The 19,035-nt window shown below is 64.5% G+C and carries 16 protein-coding genes, 1 tRNA gene and 1 pseudogene; 17 read left to right on the top strand and 1 reads right to left on the bottom strand.

Annotated elements, in window-relative coordinates:
* The 12 genes and pseudogenes from tuf to rpoC all read left to right on the top strand — a co-directional run.
* A pseudogene (gene tuf / locus ACO2RV_RS24165) lies at positions 1-126 on the top strand (elongation factor Tu); the annotation flags it as partial.
* Between the two features lie 176 nt (positions 127-302).
* Positions 303-379 (top strand) — tRNA-Trp (locus ACO2RV_RS24160).
* A 180-nt stretch (positions 380-559) separates the two neighbouring features.
* On the top strand, positions 560-757 hold the full coding sequence (gene secE / locus ACO2RV_RS24155) for a preprotein translocase subunit SecE (RefSeq protein WP_144344629.1): 198 nt from the start codon (positions 560-562) through the stop codon (positions 755-757).
* 11 nt (positions 758-768) lie between these two features.
* Positions 769-1,299 (top strand): transcription termination/antitermination protein NusG, encoded by a 531-nt coding sequence (gene nusG / locus ACO2RV_RS24150; protein ID WP_423296755.1) that lies wholly within the window; start codon positions 769-771, stop codon positions 1,297-1,299.
* A 163-nt stretch (positions 1,300-1,462) separates the two neighbouring features.
* On the top strand, positions 1,463-2,077 hold the full coding sequence (locus ACO2RV_RS24145) for a DJ-1/PfpI family protein (protein ID WP_423296754.1): 615 nt from the start codon (positions 1,463-1,465) through the stop codon (positions 2,075-2,077).
* 81 nt (positions 2,078-2,158) lie between these two features.
* The gene (locus tag ACO2RV_RS24140; RefSeq protein ID WP_423296753.1) at positions 2,159-2,542 is read left to right on the top strand and encodes a ribbon-helix-helix domain-containing protein; all 384 of its coding nucleotides are present in this window, start codon (positions 2,159-2,161) and stop codon (positions 2,540-2,542) included.
* A gap of 240 nt (positions 2,543-2,782) precedes the next feature.
* A complete protein-coding gene (rplK, locus tag ACO2RV_RS24135; RefSeq protein WP_423296752.1) occupies positions 2,783-3,229 on the top strand; it encodes a 50S ribosomal protein L11 in 447 nt (148 codons plus the stop codon).
* Positions 3,230-3,233: 4 nt separating this feature from the next.
* Positions 3,234-3,935: a 50S ribosomal protein L1 gene (gene rplA, locus ACO2RV_RS24130; protein ID WP_423296751.1), complete on the top strand. Its 702-nt coding sequence runs from the start codon at positions 3,234-3,236 to the stop codon at positions 3,933-3,935.
* 471 nt (positions 3,936-4,406) lie between these two features.
* On the top strand, positions 4,407-4,925 hold the full coding sequence (gene rplJ / locus ACO2RV_RS24125) for a 50S ribosomal protein L10 (protein ID WP_423296757.1): 519 nt from the start codon (positions 4,407-4,409) through the stop codon (positions 4,923-4,925).
* A gap of 48 nt (positions 4,926-4,973) precedes the next feature.
* Positions 4,974-5,348, top strand: coding sequence for a 50S ribosomal protein L7/L12 (gene rplL / locus ACO2RV_RS24120; RefSeq protein WP_423296750.1), 375 nt, complete (start codon positions 4,974-4,976; stop codon positions 5,346-5,348).
* 335 nt (positions 5,349-5,683) lie between these two features.
* Positions 5,684-9,814 (top strand): DNA-directed RNA polymerase subunit beta, encoded by a 4,131-nt coding sequence (gene rpoB / locus ACO2RV_RS24115; protein WP_423296749.1) that lies wholly within the window; start codon positions 5,684-5,686, stop codon positions 9,812-9,814.
* 126 nt (positions 9,815-9,940) lie between these two features.
* Positions 9,941-14,131, top strand: coding sequence for a DNA-directed RNA polymerase subunit beta' (rpoC, locus tag ACO2RV_RS24110; RefSeq protein ID WP_423296748.1), 4,191 nt, complete (start codon positions 9,941-9,943; stop codon positions 14,129-14,131).
* A 98-nt stretch (positions 14,132-14,229) separates the two neighbouring features.
* On the opposite strand, the gene ACO2RV_RS24105 is transcribed toward rpoC, so the two are convergent.
* The gene (locus tag ACO2RV_RS24105; RefSeq protein ID WP_423296747.1) at positions 14,230-14,652 is read right to left on the bottom strand and encodes an organic hydroperoxide resistance protein; all 423 of its coding nucleotides are present in this window, start codon (positions 14,650-14,652) and stop codon (positions 14,230-14,232) included.
* 232 nt (positions 14,653-14,884) lie between these two features.
* On the opposite strand from ACO2RV_RS24105, the gene ACO2RV_RS24100 reads away from it, so the two are divergent.
* The 5 genes from ACO2RV_RS24100 to ACO2RV_RS24080 all read left to right on the top strand — a co-directional run.
* Positions 14,885-15,388 carry a MarR family winged helix-turn-helix transcriptional regulator gene (locus ACO2RV_RS24100; protein WP_423296746.1) on the top strand — a complete coding sequence of 168 codons (504 nt, stop codon included), beginning with the start codon at positions 14,885-14,887 and terminating at the stop codon, positions 15,386-15,388.
* A gap of 481 nt (positions 15,389-15,869) precedes the next feature.
* Positions 15,870-16,241, top strand: a complete 372-nt coding sequence (gene rpsL / locus ACO2RV_RS24095) for a 30S ribosomal protein S12 (protein WP_018390597.1) — start codon at positions 15,870-15,872, stop codon at positions 16,239-16,241.
* An 11-nt stretch (positions 16,242-16,252) separates the two neighbouring features.
* Positions 16,253-16,723 carry a 30S ribosomal protein S7 gene (gene rpsG, locus ACO2RV_RS24090; protein ID WP_423296745.1) on the top strand — a complete coding sequence of 157 codons (471 nt, stop codon included), beginning with the start codon at positions 16,253-16,255 and terminating at the stop codon, positions 16,721-16,723.
* Between the two features lie 27 nt (positions 16,724-16,750).
* The gene (gene fusA / locus ACO2RV_RS24085) at positions 16,751-18,826 is read left to right on the top strand and encodes an elongation factor G (protein WP_423296744.1); all 2,076 of its coding nucleotides are present in this window, start codon (positions 16,751-16,753) and stop codon (positions 18,824-18,826) included.
* Positions 18,827-18,893: 67 nt separating this feature from the next.
* Positions 18,894-19,035: GTP-binding protein (locus ACO2RV_RS24080; protein ID WP_423296756.1), on the top strand; the 142-nt coding region annotated here is incomplete at its 3' end.

Raw genomic sequence — 19,035 nt, 5'->3', positions numbered from 1 at the left:
GGCGACAACATCTCGGTCGACGTGGCGCTGATCGTGCCGATCGCGATGGAAGAGAAGCTGCGCTTCGCCATCCGTGAAGGCGGCCGTACCGTCGGCGCCGGCGTCGTCGCCGCTATCATCGAGTGATGAACCGGGAAGGATGCGGTTTTCGCGTCCTTCCTTCCAATGCCGCGGTAATTAATGCGGCATTGTTCTGTTGAGACCGGCGGCGAGGGGCCTCGACGTCAGCGCGCCGCCGGTTATAGTGCCTGCCGACTCGGGAGCGGACGAATGACGGGCGACTGCCCGCGATCTGCTTCTTTAGGAGTGTAGCTCAACTGGTTAGAGCACCGGTCTCCAAAACCGGGGGTTGGGGGTTCGAGTCCCTCCACTCCTGCCACCCCTTCTTCGCCGGTGGCAGGCAAGGCAGCAAACGTCCTTTGACGCGGAGCGGCTTTGCGGGCTATACGCCCGCTTCGCGTGTTTGGACGATCCGAGCGCGGTGAGCTCTTTCAGGCGAACCGCGACAGCTTGCAGGTGAACCGCGCGACACCTGCCTCAGAGGCGTTTCGAGACGAAGATGGCGAAGACGAACCCGGTCGAGTTCTTTCAGCAGGTCCGCGCGGAAGCCCGCAAGGTCACCTGGCCGACCCGTCGCGAGACGTTGATCACTACCGCGATGGTGTTTGTGATGGTCGTACTGGCGTCGCTCTTCTTCCTGGTCGCCGACCAGATCCTGAGCTTCGCGATCGCACAGATCCTGCAGATCGGTCGTTGAGGAGACACCCGATGCCGATGCGCTGGTACATCGTCCACGCCTATTCGAACTTCGAGAAGAAGGTCGCCGATTCGATCAAGGAACAGGCGGGCCAGCGCGGCCTCGCCGATCTGTTCGAGCAGGTGCTGGTCCCGACCGAGAAGGTCGTCGAGGTGCGCCGCGGCCGCAAGGTCGACGCCGAGCGCAAGTTCTTCCCCGGCTACGTGCTGGTGAAGATGGACCTGACCGACGAGGCTTTCCACCTCATCAAGAACACCCCGAAGGTCACCGGCTTCCTCGGCGCCGACAACAAGCCGATGCCGATTTCCGAGAAGGAAGCGATGCGTATCCTGCAGCAGGTGCAGGAGGGCATCGAGCGTCCCAAGCCCTCGATCAGCTTCGAGGTCGGCGAGACGGTCAAGGTGTCGGACGGCCCCTTCGCCTCGTTCAACGGTATTGTCGAGGAAGTCGACGAGGCCCGCTCGCGGCTCAAGGTGGCGGTGTCGATCTTCGGCCGCGCCACGCCGGTCGAGCTGGAATACGGCCAGGTCGAGAAGGTCTGACCCGACCCTCATCGTGGTTTGCAGAGGCGCGGCTGGTCCGCGCCTTTTTCTTTTGGATGTCCCGGCGGTCAACCGCGTTAGCCGGTTAACACCCGAACCGCCGGGCGCCGTCCTATCCTCCCAATGAACGAGCCGCGAAGCGGCGCAACATGGGAGGATCGAAATGGCAGCCAAGCGCATTCTGATGATCGTCGGCGACTATGCCGAGGACTATGAGACCATGGTGCCGTTCCAGGCGCTGCTCGCGGTCGGCCACACCGTGCACGCGGTATGCCCGGACAAGAAGGCGGGCGACAGCATCGCGACGGCGATCCACGACTTCGAGGGTGCCCAGACCTATTCGGAGAAGCGCGGCCACAATTTCGCACTCAACGCGACCTTCGCCGATGTCGACCCGGCCCGCTACGACGCGCTGGTGATTCCCGGCGGACGGGCGCCGGAATATGTCCGGCTCAACGCGCGTGCGCTCGAGATGGTCCGCCACTTCTTCACGGCCAACAAACCGGTAGCCGCCGTCTGCCACGGCGCTCAGCTGCTCGCGGCGGCCGGGGTGCTGGAGGGGCGCACCTGCTCGGCCTATCCGGCGTGCAAGCCGGAGGTGGAGCTCGCCGGCGGTACTTACGCCGACATCGCCATCGATGCGGCGGTGACCGACGGCAATCTGGTGAGCGCGCCCGCCTGGCCGGCACACCCTGCCTGGATCGGCCAGTTCCTCGCCGTGCTCGGCACCACGATCAGCCATGGCGACGTGAACGCGCCGGCGCGCCGGGCGGCCTGAGCCCGCTTCGCAGCGCGTCCGGCCGGGCGTATGATCGACACGGCGGGGCAGGGCGCCCCGCCGTCGGAGGGAGGCGCGCTCATGTGCAAGCTCTTCATCGAGGCCGACCCGCATCTGTGGCAGACGCGCTTGAAGTCGGTGCGCCTGCACGGCTTCTCCACCAGTGTGCGGTTGGAGAACCTGTACTGGCAGGTGCTGGAGGAAATCGCCCAGCGCGACGGCATGAGCCTGCCGCAGCTGCTGGCGAAGCTGCACGAGGAGCTCACCTTCGCCCATGGCGAAGTGGAGAACTTCGCCTCATTCCTGCGGGTGTGCTGCGGGCGCTATCTCTCGCTGCAGCTGGAGGGCGACGTGCCGCGTGACCTCGGCACGCCGATCCGCAGCCTCGACGCCGACGCCATCCTCGCCCGCGAGGCGCGGCGCGGGCAGGCGGGCCGGAGGCGGAGCTTGTCGTCGGCGGCGTGAGCGCTTATCTCACGCGGGCGCCGTCGCGACGGGGGACTTCCATTCCCCAGGGAATTCCTGTATCGCAGCGCCTGCGTCTCCCCGGAGTCGCATCCATACGCGGGAGGCATGCCCGGTTCGTCAGCCGGGACCAACAATGCCGCGACCGCGATCCTCAATTACGCTCCCCGCGATGAAGCCGTCGCGGCGGCGTGCTTTGGCGTTTGCGACCGACAGTCGCGAGTGCCGAGGAGTTGCCACATGGCGAAAAAGATTACCGGCTATGTAAAGCTGCAGGTGCCGGCAGGCTCGGCCAATCCGGCCCCGCCGATCGGCCCCGCGCTCGGCCAGCGCGGCCTGAACATCATGGAGTTCTGCAAGGCGTTCAACGCGCAGACCGCCCAGATGGAAAAGGGCATGCCGATCCCGGTGCTGATCACTGCGTATCAGGATCGCTCCTTCACCTTCGAGCTCAAGACCCCCCCGGTCTCCTACTTCCTCAAGAAGGCAGCGGGTCTTGAGACCAAGAAGAAGCCCGGCTCGGGCCACAAGACCCCGGGCAAGGGCTTCATCGGCAAGATCTCGCAGGCCCAGATGGCTGAGATCGCCGAGAAGAAGATGAAGGATCTGAACTGCGACACCGTCGAAGCGGCGGTTCGCATGATCGAAGGCTCCGCCCGTTCCATGGGCCTTGAGGTGGTGGGTTGAGCTGATGGCCAAAGTTTCCAAGCGTATCCGCGCTGTCCGCGAGGGCATCGATCCCGTCAAGCTGTACGGTCTCGACGAGGCGCTGAAGCTCCTCAAGGATCGTGCGAACGCCAAGTTCGACGAGACCATCGAGGTCGCGCTGAACCTCGGCGTCGACCCGCGTCATGCCGACCAGATGGTTCGCGGCGTCTGCAACCTGCCGAACGGTTCGGGCCGCACGGTGCGCGTTGCGGTGTTCGCGCGCGGCGCCAAGGCGGATGAAGCCAAGGCGGCGGGTGCCGACATCGTCGGCGCCGAAGACCTGCTCGAGACCATTCAGGGCGGCACGATCGAGTTCGATCGCTGCATCGCGACCCCGGATCTGATGCCGCTCGTCGGCCGTCTCGGCAAGGTGCTCGGCCCGCGCGGCCTGATGCCGAACCCGAAGGTCGGTACCGTCACCATGGACGTGAAGGGTGCCGTCGAAGCCGCCAAGGGCGGCGCCGTCGAGTTCCGCGTCGAGAAGGCCGGTATCATCCACGCCGGCATCGGCAAGGCCTCGTTCCCGGTCGACAAGCTGGCCGAGAACATCCGCGCCTTCGCCGACGCCGTGGTCAAGGCCAAGCCGACCGGCGCCAAGGGCACCTATGTCCAGCGCGTCGCGGTTTCCTCGACCATGGGCCCCGGCCTGAAGGTCGAGCCCGGCTCGGTGCTGGTCGCCGGCTGAGGTTGGGTGTCGGAAGGTTCCCGGTCGCGGCGCCGTGATCGTGGCGGGGTGGATTTGTCAAGCCCTTGGTGCTATCAGGGGTGACAAATCCCATTTGACCCTCTATATGGGCGGTTTCGCCCCCGGCCACGAGTCGGGTGCGAAGCTGACGAGATTCAGTCTTTCGCCCGCGTAAAACCGGGCGGAGAGGCCGGCGGGGCTCGCCCTGCCGGCTTTAGTCCTGTCCGAGACTGCCGGCGCTTCCTCGTTCGAGGCAGCTTAATCCCGCTCCGGGGCCAGCATAGACGGGGTACGACCGCATGAGGAGTTCCGGCCTGGCCGGAACTTGGATTTCGGCTCGAACCAGCGCCTTGGCCGGTCTTTCGGTCCCAAGGGGACAGGATGTTAACCGTCGTCTCTCTTTCCGAGGGGCGGCAAGGCGCAAACCCGGCGGGGAAGGTTTTTCTTCCTCGCCACCGGAGAGCAAGTGAAGTGGATCGAGCGCAAAAAGAAGAGCTCGTCACGTCGCTCGGCGAAGTGTTCAAGAGCACTTCCGTCGTCGTCGTGGCCCACTATTCCGGCCTCACCGTCGCCCAGCTGTCGGCCCTGCGCCGCCAGATGAAGGCGAATGGTGCGACCGTGAAGGTGGCGAAGAACCGCCTCGCAAAGATCGCTCTCGAAGGTTCGGACGTCGCACATGTCGCGCCCCTGCTGAAGGGTCCGACCATTATCGCTTATTCGAGCGATCCTGTTGCGGCGCCGAAGGCTGCCGTCGACTTCGCCAAGACGAACGACAAGTTCGTCATCCTCGGCGGAGCGTTCGGCAAGACGGCCCTGAATGTGGACGGTGTGAAGGCTCTGGCCACCATGCCCTCCCTTGATGAACTGCGTGCGAAGCTGGTCGGCCTTATCCAGGCCCCGGCGACCAAGATCGCCCAGCTCAGCACCGCGCCGGCGGCGAAGCTCGCCCGCGTGTTTGGGGCCTATGCCCGCGAGAACGAAGCCGCGTGAGGCTTCCCGGTAATACTGGTTCGAACCGAAATCCAAGGACTTAAGCAAATGGCTGATCTGTCGAAGCTCGTCGACGAGCTTTCCAACCTGACCGTTCTCGAGGCTGCCGAGCTCGCGAAGCTCCTCGAAGAGAAGTGGGGCGTCTCCGCCGCGGCCGCCGTGGCCGTTGCCGCCGCTCCGGGCGCTGCCGCTGCCCCGGCCGCCGAAGAGCAGACCGAGTTCACCGTTGTCCTGGCTTCGGCCGGCGACAAGAAGATCGAGGTCATCAAGGAAGTCCGCGCCATCACCGGCCTGGGCCTCAAGGAAGCCAAGGATCTCGTCGAAGCCGCGCCCAAGCCGATCAAGGAAGGCGTGACCAAGGACGAAGCCGAGAAGATCAAGGCCCAGGTCGAGAAGGCCGGCGCCAAGGTCGAGCTCAAGTGATCTGACGATCATTTCGAGGCCGCCGGTTCATCCGGCGGCCTCTGCCTTCGGTTGTGCCGAAGGCGAGGAATGGGAAGCCCGACGGCTTCCCCGACGATCCCCGAGCCCTTTCCGATCAGGTGAAACGCCTGATCGACAAGAAGGGGCTCAGTTCCGCAGCTGGAGCCTTTTCGTTCGCGAAAATGTTCCGGGGGGGTCGTCCGGCGAGCCGTCGGATGTGCAGCGAAGGTCAGGGCGGTGCCGCGGCGCCGCATCAAGGACCGATTGTTGCGCGAACAAGCGTCGTCGTGGGTTCGGGCGGCGCGGACGGATACTCGGACGGAGCGAGGAGCGACATGGCGCAGACGTTCACCGGTCGTAAGCGGGTCCGCAAATTCTTCGGCAAGATCCAGGAAGTGGCTGAGATGCCGAACCTCATTGAGGTTCAGAAGGCATCCTATGACCAGTTCCTGCAGATCGTCGAGCCGAAGGGCGGACGTGCGGACGACGGCATTCAGGCGGTTTTCAAGTCGGTTTTCCCGATTTCGGACTTTTCGGGCGCGGCCATGCTCGAATTCGTCCGCTACGAGTTCGAACCGCCGAAGTACGACGTGGATGAGTGCCGCCAGCGCGGCATGACCTTCGCGGCGCCGCTCAAGGTGACCCTCCGCCTGATCGTGTTCGATGTCGATCCGGATTCCGGCTCCAAGTCCGTCAAGGACATCAAGGAGCAGGATGTCTACATGGGCGACATCCCGCTGATGACCTCGAACGGTACGTTCATCGTGAACGGCACCGAGCGTGTCATCGTGTCCCAGATGCACCGTTCGCCGGGCGTGTTCTTCGATCACGACAAGGGTAAGACCCACTCCTCGGGCAAACTCCTGTTCGCCGCCCGCATCATCCCGTATCGCGGTTCCTGGCTCGACATCGAGTTCGACGCCAAGGACATCGTGTTCGCGCGCATCGACCGCCGCCGCAAGATCCCGGTGACGAGCCTTCTCTTCGCGCTCGGCCTCGACGGCGAAGAGATCCTCAACACCTTCTACGAGACCATCTCCTTCACTCGCACGAAGGACGGCTGGCGCATGCCGTTCGATCCCAAGCGGATGAAGGGCTACAAGGCGGTTTCCGACCTCGTCGACGCAGACACCGGCGAAGTCGTGGTCGAGGCCGGCAAGAAGGTCACCGTCCGCCAGGCGCGCCTGCTCGCCGAGAAGGGCCTCAAGGCCCTCAAAATGTCGGATGACGAGATGATCGGCCAGTACGTGGCCGAGGATCTGGTCAATCCGCAGACCGGCGAGATCTATGTCGAGGCCGGCGAGGAAGTCAGCGAGAAGATGCTGAAGCAGCTCGCGGACCTCGGCTACGAAGAGATCCCGATCCTCGACATCGACCACGTCAATGTCGGCGCCTATATCCGCAACACGCTCAGCGTGGACAAGAACGTCACCCGCGAGGATGCGCTGTTCGACATCTACCGCGTGATGCGTCCCGGCGAGCCGCCGACGCTCGATAGCGCACAGGCCATGTTCCACTCGCTGTTCTTCGACAGCGAGCGCTACGACCTGTCCGCCGTCGGCCGCGTGAAGATGAACATGCGCCTCGACCTCGACGCCGAGGACACGGTGCGCGTGCTGCGCCGCGAGGACATTCTCGCGGTCATCAAGACGCTGGTCGAGCTGCGCGACGGCAAGGGCGAGATCGACGACATCGATCATCTCGGCAACCGCCGCGTCCGCTCCGTTGGCGAGCTGATGGAGAACCAGTACCGCGTTGGCCTGCTGCGCATGGAGCGCGCCATCAAGGAGCGCATGTCCTCCGTCGACATCGATACCGTGATGCCGCAGGACCTGATCAATGCGAAGCCCGTGGCGGCGGCCGTGCGCGAGTTCTTCGGCTCGTCGCAGCTTTCGCAGTTCATGGACCAGACCAACCCGCTGTCCGAGATCACCCACAAGCGCCGTCTCTCGGCGCTTGGACCGGGCGGCCTGACGCGCGAGCGTGCCGGCTTCGAGGTGCGCGACGTGCACCCGACGCATTACGGCCGCATCTGCCCGATCGAGACGCCGGAAGGCCCGAACATCGGCCTGATCAACTCGCTGGCCACCTTCGCCCGCGTGAACAAGTACGGCTTCATCGAGGCGCCCTATCGCCGCGTGAAGGACAGCCAGGTCCAGGACGAAGTGGTCTATCTCTCCGCCATGGAGGAGGGGAAGTACTACGTCGCCCAGGCGAACATCCCGCTCGACGCCGAAGGCCGCTTCACCGAGGACCTGATCGTCTGCCGTCATGCCGGCGACGTTCTCCTCGTCACGCCGGACCGCGTCGACTTCATGGACGTGTCGCCGAAGCAGCTCGTCTCGGTCGCGGCCGCGCTCATCCCGTTCCTCGAGAATGACGACGCGAACCGCGCGCTCATGGGCTCGAACATGCAGCGCCAGGCGGTGCCGCTGGTTCGCGCTGACGCGCCCTTCGTCGGCACCGGCATGGAAAGCGTGGTCGCCCGTGACTCGGGTGCGGCCATTGCCGCCCGCCGCACCGGCGTGATCGACCAGGTGGATGCGACCCGTATCGTCATTCGCGCGACGGAAGAGACCGACGCCTCCAAGTCCGGCGTCGACATCTACCGCCTGCAGAAGTTCCAGCGCTCCAACCAGTCGACCTGCATCAACCAGCGTCCGCTGGTGCGCGTGGGCGACCGGGTGGCGAAGGGCGACATCATCGCCGACGGTCCCTCGACCGATCTCGGCGATCTGGCGCTCGGCCGGAACATCCTCGTCGCGTTCATGCCGTGGAACGGCTACAACTTCGAGGACTCGATCCTTCTGTCCGAGAACATCTCGAAGGGCGACATCTTCTCGTCGATCCATATCGAAGAGTTCGAGGTCATGGCCCGCGACACCAAGCTCGGGCCGGAGGAAATCACGCGCGACATTCCGAACGTGTCGGAAGAGGCGCTGAAGAACCTCGACGAGGCCGGCATCGTCTATATCGGTGCGGAAGTGCAGGCGGGTGACATCCTCGTCGGCAAGATCACGCCGAAGGGCGAGAGCCCGATGACCCCGGAAGAGAAGCTGCTGCGCGCCATCTTCGGCGAGAAGGCGGCTGACGTGCGCGACACCTCGCTGCGCGTTCCCCCGGGTGTCACCGGCACGATCGTCGAAGTGCGCGTGTTCAACCGTCACGGTGTGGACAAGGACGAGCGCGCCCAGGCGATCGAGCGTGAGGAGATCGAGCGTCTCGCCAAGGACCGCGACGACGAGCAGGCGATCCTCGACCGCAACGTCTTCGGCCGCCTCGCCGAGATGCTCGACGGCAAGACCGGCATCGCCGGCCCCAAGGGCTTCAAGAAGGATACGGCCATCACCCGCTCGGTGCTGACCGACTATCCGCGCAGCCAGTGGTGGCAGTTTGCCGTCGCCGACGATCATCTGATGGGCGAGCTGGAAGCGATCCGCAACCAGTACGACGAGTCCAAGAAGCGTCTGGAGCAGCGGTTCCTCGACAAGGTCGAGAAGCTGCAGCGCGGCGACGAGATGCCGCCCGGCGTGATGAAGATGGTCAAGGTCTTCATCGCCGTGAAGCGCAAGATTCAGCCGGGCGACAAGATGGCCGGCCGGCACGGCAACAAGGGCGTGGTCTCGCGCATTGTTCCGGTCGAGGACATGCCGTTCCTAGAGGACGGCACCCCGGTCGACATGGTGCTCAACCCGCTCGGCGTGCCCTCGCGCATGAATGTCGGGCAGATCCTGGAGACGCATCTGGGCTGGGCCTGCGCGGGCCTCGGCAAGGTGATCGACAAGGCGATCGAGCAGTATCGCCTCGCCAACGACGTCGCTCCGCTGAAGAAGGCGTTCGGCGACATCTACGGCAAGGACGAGACCATCGCCTCGCTGGACGAAGAGGGGCTGGTCGAGCTCGGCTCGAACCTGCGCCGCGGCGTCCCGATTGCCACGCCTGTGTTCGACGGCGCCCATGAGGCCGACATCGAGCACATGCTGGAACTGGCGGGCCTCGACAAGTCGGCGCAGTCGACCCTGTTCGACGGCCGCACCGGCGAGCAGTTCGACCGTAAGGTGACGGTCGGCTACATCTACATGCTGAAGCTGCATCATCTTGTCGACGACAAGATCCATGCGCGCTCGATCGGCCCGTACTCGCTCGTGACCCAGCAGCCGCTGGGTGGCAAGGCGCAGTTCGGCGGCCAGCGCTTCGGCGAAATGGAGGTGTGGGCCCTGGAAGCGTATGGCGCTGCCTATACGCTGCAGGAAATGCTCACGGTGAAGTCGGACGACGTCGCGGGCCGTACCAAGGTCTATGAGGCGATCGTGCGCGGCGACGACACCTTCGAGGCGGGCATTCCCGAGAGCTTCAACGTTCTCGTGAAGGAGATGCGTTCGCTCGGCCTGAACGTCGAGCTGATGAACTCCAAGACCCATCTGGCGGTGCCCGGCGTGGGTGAGACCCTGCCTGCGGGCAAGTGACGAAATGACCCGATGCGCGGGCGCGCCAAAGGCGCCCGCGCATTTCGACCGCGTCACAGATCAGACTTTTCAGTGGCTCCAGTCACCCGCGACGGCGGGGATGGGGTCCATCCGAAGGAGACGGCCATGAATCAAGAGGTCATGAATCTCTTCAATCCGGCGGCGCCGGCGCCGACTTTCGATCAGATCAAGATCTCGATCGCGAGCCCGGAGAAGATCCTGTCCTGGTCCTTCGGCGAGATCAAGAAGCCGGAGACGATCAACTACCGTACCTTCAAGCCCGAGCGCGACGGCCTGTTCTGCGCGCGTATCTTCGGGCCGATCAAGGATTACGAGTGCTTGTGCGGCAAGTACAAGCGCATGAAGTACAAGGGCATCATCTGCGAGAAGTGCGGCGTCGAGGTCACCCTCTCGCGCGTGCGCCGCGAGCGCATGGGCCATATCGAGCTGGCCGCTCCGGTCGCGCACATCTGGTTCCTGAAGTCGCTCCCGAGCCGCATCGGCCTGCTGCTCGACATGACGCTCAAGGATCTCGAGCGCATCCTGTACTTCGAATATTACTGCGTCATCGAGCCGGGCCTCACGCCGCTGAAGGAGCGTCAGCTCCTCTCGGAAGAGGACTATCTGCGGGCGCAGGAAGAATATGGCGATGACTCGTTCACCGCGCTGATCGGCGCGGAAGCGATCCGCGAACTGCTGCGCGGCATGGACCTCGAGAAGATCGCTGGCAACCTCCGCAAGGAGATCGCCGAGGCGACCACCGAGCTCAAGCCGAAGAAGCTCGCCAAGCGCCTGAAGATCGTCGAGGCCTTCCAGCTGTCCGGCAACAAGCCGGAATGGATGATCCTGACGCATGTCCCGGTCATCCCGCCGGATCTGCGCCCGCTCGTCCCGCTGGACGGCGGCCGCTTCGCGACTTCCGATCTGAACGACCTGTACCGCCGCGTCATCAACCGCAACAACCGCTTGAAGCGGCTGATCGAGCTGAAGGCGCCGGACATCATCATCCGCAACGAGAAGCGCATGCTTCAGGAAGCGGTCGATGCGCTGTTCGACAACGGCCGTCGCGGCCGCGTCATCACCGGCGCCAACAAGCGCCCGCTAAAGTCGCTCGCCGACATGCTGAAGGGTAAGCAGGGCCGGTTCCGCCAGAACCTGCTCGGCAAGCGCGTCGACTATTCCGGCCGTTCGGTGATCGTCGTCGGCCCCGAGCTGAAGCTGCACCAGTGCGGCCTGCCGAAGAAGATGGCGCTGGAGCTGTTCAAGCCCTTCATCTATTCGCGCCTCGACGCCAAGGGCCTGTCCGCCACCGTGAAGCAGGCGAAGAAGCTCGTCGAGAAGGAGCGTCCCGAGGTGTGGGACATCCTCGACGAGGTGATCCGCGAGCATCCGGTGATGCTGAACCGTGCCCCGACGCTGCATCGCCTGGGCATCCAGGCGTTCGAGCCGGTGCTGATCGAAGGCAAGGCGATCCAGCTTCACCCGCTGGTCTGCTCGGCCTTCAACGCGGACTTCGACGGCGACCAGATGGCGGTGCACGTGCCGCTGTCCATCGAGGCGCAGCTCGAAGCGCGCGTGCTGATGATGTCGACCAACAACATCCTGCACCCGGCGAACGGCGCGCCGATCATCGTGCCGTCGCAGGACATCGTGCTCGGCCTCTACTACCTCACCATGATGAAGGAAGGTGAGCCGGGCGAGGGCATGGCGTTCGCCAATATGGGCGAGATCGACCACGCGCTGGCTGCCAAGGCCATCACCCTGCACACCAAGGTACGCGGGCGCTATATCGGCGTCGGCGAGGACGGCAAGCCGGCCTCGAAGATCTACGAGACCACGCCCGGCCGCATGAAGCTCGGCGAACTGCTGCCGAAGAACGCCAAGACCCCCTTCGACGTCGTCAACAAGCTGATGACCAAGAAGGAGATCTCGAACATGATCGACACCGTCTACCGCCACTGCGGTCAGAAGGAGACGGTCATCTTCTGCGATCGCATCATGACGCTCGGCTTCACCAACGCCTTCCGCGCCGGTATCTCCTTCGGCAAGGACGACATGGTGGTGCCCTCCAAGAAGTGGGACATGGTCGAAGAGACCCGCTCGCTCACCAAGGAGTACGAGCAGCAGTACAATGATGGCCTGATCACCCAGGGCGAGAAGTACAACAAGGTCGTGGACGCGTGGGGCAAGTGCTCCGCCCGCCTCGCCGACGAGATGATGGCCGAGATCTCGGCCGTGAAGAAGGACCCGGCGACGGGTCGTGAGAAGCAGATCAACTCGATCTACATGATGGCCCATTCGGGCGCCCGTGGTTCGCGCGAGCAGATGCGTCAGCTCGCCGCCATGCGCGGCCTGATGGCCAAGCCGTCGGGCGAGATCATCGAGACGCCGATCATCTCGAACTTCAAGGAAGGTCTGTCGGTTCTCGAATACTTCAACTCGACCCACGGCGCCCGTAAGGGCCTCGCGGACACCGCGCTGAAGACCGCGAACTCGGGCTATCTGACCCGTCGTCTCGTCGACGTGGCGCAGGACAGCATCATCACGGTGCGCGACTGCGGCACGGAGAACGGCATCGCCATGCGTGCGATCGTCGACGCCGGCCAGATCGTCGCGACGCTCGGCTCCCGCGTCCTCGGCCGTACTGCCGCCGAGGACGTGATCGAGGGCGCGACCGGCAATGTGATCGTGCCGGCCGGCCACATGATGGACGAGGCCGACGTCGAGCGCATCACCAAGGCGGGCGTGCAGGAGATCAAGATCCGCTCCGTGCTCACCTGCGAGGCCAAGAACGGCGTCTGCGGCACCTGCTATGGCCGCGACCTGGCACGCGGCACGCCGGTGAACATGGGCGAAGCGGTCGGCGTCATCGCGGCGCAGTCGATCGGCGAGCCCGGCACCCAGCTGACCATGCGTACCTTCCACATCGGTGGTGCGGCGCAGCTGTCCGAGCAGTCCTTCATCGAGGCCTCGTTCGAAGGCACGGTGAAGATCCGCAACCGCAACGTGGTGCGGAACTCGGAAGGCGAGCTGATCGCGATGAGCCGCAACCTCTCCGTCCTGATCATCGATCACGACGGCTCGGAGAAGGCGGCGCACCGCATCCAGTTCGGCGCCAAGCTGAAGGTGGACGAGGGCGACGCGATCAAGCGTGGCCAGCGTATCGCCGAGTGGGACCCCTATACCCGCCCGATCCTCACGGAAGTCGAGGGTACGGTGGGTTACGAGGACCTGGTGGAAGGCGCCTCGCTGAGCGAGACGGTCGACGAGTCGACCGGCATCGCCAAGCGCGTCGTCACCGACTGGCGCACCGGCCGCGGCTCGGAGCTGCGTCCCTCGCTGGTGGTCAAGGGTTCCGACGGCAAGGTGCTGAAGCTGCCGCGCGGCGGCGACGCCCGCTACACCCTGCCGGTCGACGCGATCCTGTCGGCCGATCCGGGTTCGCACATCAAGGCGGGTGACGTGCTCGCCCGCGTGCCGATGGAAAGCGCCAAGACCCGCGACATCACGGGCGGTCTGCCGCGCGTGGCGGAGCTGTTCGAGGCGCGTCGTCCGAAGGATGCGGCGATCATCGCCGAGATCTCCGGCACGATCCGTTTCGGCAAGGACTACAAGAACAAGCGTCGTCTCTCGATCGAGCCGCAGGACTCGAACGACGATACGGCCGAGTACCTGATCCCGAAGGGCAAGCACATCCATCTGCAGGATGGCGACCTCGTCGAGAAGGGCGACTTCATCGTCGACGGCAACCCGGCGCCGCACGACATCCTGGCGATCAAGGGCGTCGAGGAACTCGCCGCCTATCTCGTCAACGAGATCCAGGAGGTCTACCGGCTGCAGGGCGTGCTTATCAACGACAAGCACATCGAGGTGATCGTCCGCCAGATGCTGCAGAAGGTCGAGATCGACGACGCGGGCGACAGCGAGCTGCTCACCAACGAGCAGATCGACGCCTCCGAGCTGAACGAGATCAACGAAGTGCTTCTCGCCGAGGGCAAGAAGCCGGCGGCCGGTCATCCGGTCCTGCTCGGCATCACCAAGGCGAGCCTGCAGACCCGGTCCTTCATCTCTGCCGCCTCCTTCCAGGAGACGACGCGGGTGCTGACCGAGGCTGCGGTGAACGGCAAGTCGGACGACCTCGCCGGCCTGAAGGAGAACGTCATCGTCGGTCGCCTGATCCCGGCCGGCACCGGCGCCCAGATGGCGAAGCTGCGTGTGACTGCGACGACCCGCGACGACCTGATCGCCGCGCAGAACGAGCAGGACAACATGGCCAGCAGCGTGCCGCAGATAGAAGGTCCGGCCGCGGCGGAGTGATCCATCCGGCGCGGCGCCTGCGGGCGAGGTAGGCTAACAAAAGAGAAGGGCCGCTCCATGAGGAGCGGCCCTTTTCGTTTCGGCGGTAGGTAGGCGCCTCAGGCAACCGTCAGGCGCACATCGAGGCTGCCCTTGGTGGCGTGCGAATAGGGGCACACGACATGGGCGCGGGCGACGAGGTCCTCGGCGACCGAACGTTCGACGCCGGGCAGCGTGATGGTGAGGGCGACGTCGAGTCCGAAGCCCTGGCCATCATCGCGCGGGCCGATGCCGACATCGGCGGTCACGGTGCTGTCCTCCGCGACCTTCACCTTCAGCTGGCTGGCGACAAATTTGATCGCGCCGAGGAAGCAGGCGGAATAGCCGGCGGCGAACAGCTGCTCCGGGTTGTTGCCGGCGCCGCCGGGCCCACCGAGTTCCTTCGGCGTGACGAGATCGACCTTGAGGGCGCCGTCATAGGTGGCGGCAGAACCGGTACGCCCGCCCGTGGCGGTAGCCTGCGTCTTGTAGAGAACCTTCATAGCCAGCACTCCGATTGAAGGCGCCCACGGCGCCGAGAATAACACGTGCACGAAAAGATCGTGCGCGATGCGAAGCGATGTAGCCCCGTTGCCGCACCCTGTCCAGCGGAAACTTATCGCACGAATTGTTGTCGCGACATTTGCGTGAGGCCATGCCATTGATGATGTGAAGGCGGATGAAGGCGCACCGGGGATGAGTGACGACGTAGAACCGGAGGCAGCGACAGGGCGGATGGTCAGCGGCGGGGCAGGGGTGCTGGCGCCGGAGAATCTCTTCTGCTTTGCGATCTACTCGGCCGCACATGCAGTGATGCGCGCCTACCGTCCGCTGCTTGAGCCGCTCGGTCTGACCTATCCGCAATATCTGGCGATGCTGGTGCTCTGGGCGGAGGGCGAGGCGAGCGTCGGCGGACTGGCCGATCACCTGATGCTCGATTCCAGCACGCTCACGCCGCTGCTCAAGCGGCTCGAGGCGCTCGGCCTGATCAATCGCCGGCGCAACCCCGCCAATGAGCGCCAGCTCGTCGTCTCGCTGACCGAGGCGGGCAGGGCGTTGCAGGAGAAGGCCCGGCCGATTCCCGAGGCGATTCTCCGCGCTTCCGGCCGCGACATGGCTGATCTGCTCCGGCTGCGGGACGAGATGGCGGGGATTCGCGAATCCTTCGCGGCGTCCCGGCAATCAGCGCCGCGGCCGAGACCGGAAGGGTCGACGCCGGACCCCTCCGGTGGTACCTGACCGAGGCGCTTTCGCGTCACTTCCTTGCGTACGGGGCCGTCTTGCGCGAAATCTAACGTCGTCAACGCCCCGCACGGGTCTGTGAGCGTCCATCTTAACGCTTTGGGGTTGACGAAAGGCGAGTCGGCGCGTAGAAGGCGCCTACTTTCACGGCAGGCGGTTGAAGTTACCGCGTTCGGGCACCCCGTCTGGACACAGAACTTCAAGACGCTGCCGGGACGCATACACGACCAAATCAGGCGCATGATCGCGCATACGAGCGGTGTTCCACTGTTCGCGTGATCCTCTGAACGTTCAGCGCCCTCGGCCAGGAAGATGGCCGGCGGCGCTTCTTTCGTTCGCAGATAGGCCCGAATCGCCGAATGGCGAGTAGTCGTGATGTCGGTTCCGAACCGTCGAGAGAAGCAAATGCGGTTGTAGCCGCGGAATTGGGTAGCGCGGGACACTCCTGTCCCGGCGCAGCGAGACGAAGGCGAGAGAAGTGCCGACGATCAACCAGCTAATCCGCAAGCCGCGGGAAGCCCAGAAGGCCCGGAACAAGGTTCCCGCCCTTCAGGCGAGCCCGCAGAAGCGCGGCGTTTGCACCCGCGTCTACACGACGACCCCGAAGAAGCCGAACTCGGCGCTTCGTAAGGTTGCCAAGGTACGTCTGACCAATGGCTACGAAGTCATCGGTTACATCCCCGGCGAGGGGCACAACCTGCAGGAACACTCCGTGGTGATGATCCGCGGCGGCCGCGTCAAGGATCTTCCCGGCGTGCGCTATCACATCCTGCGCGGCGTGCTCGATACGCAGGGCGTCAAGAATCGTAAGCAGCGCCGTTCCAAGTACGGCGCCAAGCGGCCGAAGTGAGGATTTGAACGATGTCCCGTCGTCATCGTGCAGAGCGTCGTGAAGTCACTCCAGATCCGAAGTTCGGGTCCGAGGTGCTCAGCCGCTTCATGAACGCCGTCATGTATGACGGCAAGAAGTCGGTCGCCGAAACCATCGTCTATGGCGCCCTCGACATGGTCGAGAGCCGCGCCAAGTCGGAGCCGCTGGGTGTGTTCACCCAGGCGCTGGACAACGTCTCCCCGGCCATCGAGGTGCGCTCCCGCCGCGTCGGCGGCGCTACCTACCAGGTGCCGGTCGAGGTTCGTCCCGAGCGTCGTCAGGCTCTCGCGATCCGCTGGCTGATCACCGCCGCGCGGGCTCGTAACGAGAAGACCATGGTCGAGCGTCTGTCGGGTGAGCTGCTCGACGCCTCGAACAATCGCGGCACCGCCGTGAAGAAACGCGAAGACACGCACCGCATGGCGGAAGCTAACCGCGCCTTCTCTCACTACCGCTGGTGATGACGAGAGCCGGGACGAGGATCTGAAATGTCGCGCATTAACGCTATCGAAGACTACCGTAACTTCGGCATCATGGCCCACATTGATGCCGGCAAGACCACGACCACGGAACGGATCCTCTATTACACCGGCAAGAGCCACAAGATCGGCGAAGTCCATGATGGCGCTGCCACCATGGACTGGATGACCCAGGAGCAGGAGCGCGGCATCACGATCACGTCGGCCGCGACGACCGCTTTCTGGCACGGCAAGCGTCTGAATATCATCGACACCCCCGGTCACGTCGACTTCACCATCGAAGTCGAGCGTTCGCTGCGTGTGCTCGACGGCGCGGTGTGCGTGCTCGACGGCAACCAGGGCGTCGAGCCGCAGACCGAGACCGTGTGGCGCCAGGCGGACAAGTACAACGTGCCGCGCATCGTGTTCGTCAACAAGATGGACAAGACGGGCGCCGACTTCTTCCGCTGCGTCGAGATGATCATCGACCGCGTCGACGGCAAGCCGGTCTGCTGCCAGCTGCCGATCGGTTCCGAGAACAACTTCAAGGGCATCATCGACCTCGTCCGCATGAAGGCGGTCGTTTGGGACAATGAGGAGCTCGGCGCGAAGTATCACGACGAGGAAATCCCGGCTGAGCTGCTCGACCAGGCGGTCGAGTATCGCGGCAAGCTGCTGGAAGCCGCCGTCGAGCTCGACGACGAGGTGCTGTCGGCCTATCTCGACGGCGTCGAGCCGGACGAGGCGACTCTCAAGGGCCTGATCCGCAAGGCCGTCATCGGCCGCGTGTTCAACCCGGTGTTCTGCGGCTCGGCGTTCAAGAACAAGGGCGTGCAGCCCCTGCTCGACGCGGTGTGCGATTTCCTGCCCTCGCCGATCGATCGCGGTGCCATCAAGGGCATCGACTTCGACACCGAGGAGGAGACCGTCCGCAACCCGAGCGACGCCGACCCGCTGTCGGTCCTCGCGTTCAAGATCATGGACGACCCCTTCGTCGGCACGATCACCTTCTGCCGCATCTATTCGGGCAAGCTCGAGACCGGCATGGGCCTCCTGAACTCGACCCGCGACAAGAAGGAGCGCGTCGGTCGCATGCTGCTGATGCATGCGAACAACCGCGAAGACATCAAGGAAGCCTATGCCGGCGACATCGTCGCTCTGGCTGGCCTCAAGGAAGTGCGCACCGGCGATACGCTGTGCGACCCCGCGAAGCCGGTGATCCTCGAGAAGATGGAGTTCCCCGAGCCGGTCATCGAGATCGCGATCGAGCCGAAGTCCAAGGCCGACCAGGAGAAGCTGGGCCTCGCTCTGGCGAAGCTCGCGGCGGAGGATCCGTCCTTCCGCGTGTCGACCGATTTCGAGAGCGGCCAGACCATCCTCAAGGGCATGGGCGAACTGCACCTCGACATCAAGGTCGACATCCTGCGCCGCACCTACAAGGTCGATGCCAACATCGGCGCCCCGCAGGTGGCCTATCGCGAGACGATCACCAAGCGGACCGAGGTCGACTACACCCACAAGAAGCAGACCGGCGGTACCGGCCAGTTCGCTCGCGTGAAGTTCGTGGTCGAGCCGAATGAAGTCGGCAAGGGCTTCGCCTTCGAGAGCAAGATCATCGGCGGCGCGGTGCCGAAGGAATACATTCCGGGCGTCAACAAGGGTCTGGAAAGCGTGCTCGGTTCGGGCGTGCTGGCCGGCTTCCCGGTGGTCGACGTCAAGGTCGAGCTGATCGACGGTGCCTACCACGAAGTCGACTCGTCGGCTCTGGCCTTCGAAATCGCGTCTCGCGCGGCGTTCCGTGAGGCCCTGCAGAAGGGCGGCGCGGTGCTCCTCGAGCCGATCATGAAGGTCGAGGTGGTGACGCCGGAGGATTACACCGGCTCGGTCATCGGCGATCTCAACTCCCGCCGTGGCCAGATCCAGGGCCAGGACATGCGTGGCAATGCCAACGTCGTTAACGCGATGGTGCCGCTCGCCAACATGTTCGGCTACGTCAATACGCTCCGGTCCTTCTCGCAGGGCCGCGCGACTTTCACCATGCAGTTCGACCACTACGAGCAGGTGCCGTCGAACGTCGCTCAGGAGGTTCAGGCCAAGTACGCGTGATGCGTGCGGCCTGAATTCTGAAGCGATTACGTATCCACTTTTTGAATACTGACCGACGGAGAGCCCCGTGGCCAAAGAGAAATTCAACCGTTCGAAGCCTCACTGCAACATTGGGACGATCGGCCATGTTGACCATGGCAAGACGTCGCTGACGGCGGCGATCACGAAGGTTCTTGCGGAATCGGGCGGGGCGACGTTCACGGCGTACG

Source organism: Ancylobacter sp. VNQ12 (genome assembly GCF_049445835.1).
In the GTDB taxonomy this organism is placed as follows: Bacteria; Pseudomonadota; Alphaproteobacteria; order Rhizobiales; family Xanthobacteraceae; genus Ancylobacter.
Note: the sequence above shows the minus strand (reverse complement) of the source record. Positions and strands in the feature narration are given on the sequence as shown.

Excerpts from the sequence above, each read along its gene's own strand:
- secE (WP_144344629.1), top strand. The coding sequence starts at position 560 with ATGGCGAAGACGAACCCGGTCGAGTTCTTTCAGCAGGTCCGCGCGGAA.
- nusG (WP_423296755.1), top strand. The coding sequence starts at position 769 with ATGCCGATGCGCTGGTACATCGTCCACGCCTATTCGAACTTCGAGAAG.
- ACO2RV_RS24145 (WP_423296754.1), top strand. The coding sequence starts at position 1,463 with ATGGCAGCCAAGCGCATTCTGATGATCGTCGGCGACTATGCCGAGGAC.
- ACO2RV_RS24140 (WP_423296753.1), top strand. The coding sequence starts at position 2,159 with ATGTGCAAGCTCTTCATCGAGGCCGACCCGCATCTGTGGCAGACGCGC.
- rplK (WP_423296752.1), top strand. The coding sequence starts at position 2,783 with ATGGCGAAAAAGATTACCGGCTATGTAAAGCTGCAGGTGCCGGCAGGC.
- rplA (WP_423296751.1), top strand. The coding sequence starts at position 3,234 with ATGGCCAAAGTTTCCAAGCGTATCCGCGCTGTCCGCGAGGGCATCGAT.
- rplL (WP_423296750.1), top strand. The coding sequence starts at position 4,974 with ATGGCTGATCTGTCGAAGCTCGTCGACGAGCTTTCCAACCTGACCGTT.
- rpoB (WP_423296749.1), top strand. The coding sequence starts at position 5,684 with ATGGCGCAGACGTTCACCGGTCGTAAGCGGGTCCGCAAATTCTTCGGC.
- rpoC (WP_423296748.1), top strand. The coding sequence starts at position 9,941 with ATGAATCAAGAGGTCATGAATCTCTTCAATCCGGCGGCGCCGGCGCCG.
- ACO2RV_RS24105 (WP_423296747.1), bottom strand. The coding sequence starts at position 14,652 with ATGAAGGTTCTCTACAAGACGCAGGCTACCGCCACGGGCGGGCGTACC.
- ACO2RV_RS24100 (WP_423296746.1), top strand. The coding sequence starts at position 14,885 with ATGGTCAGCGGCGGGGCAGGGGTGCTGGCGCCGGAGAATCTCTTCTGC.
- rpsG (WP_423296745.1), top strand. The coding sequence starts at position 16,253 with ATGTCCCGTCGTCATCGTGCAGAGCGTCGTGAAGTCACTCCAGATCCG.
- fusA (WP_423296744.1), top strand. The coding sequence starts at position 16,751 with ATGTCGCGCATTAACGCTATCGAAGACTACCGTAACTTCGGCATCATG.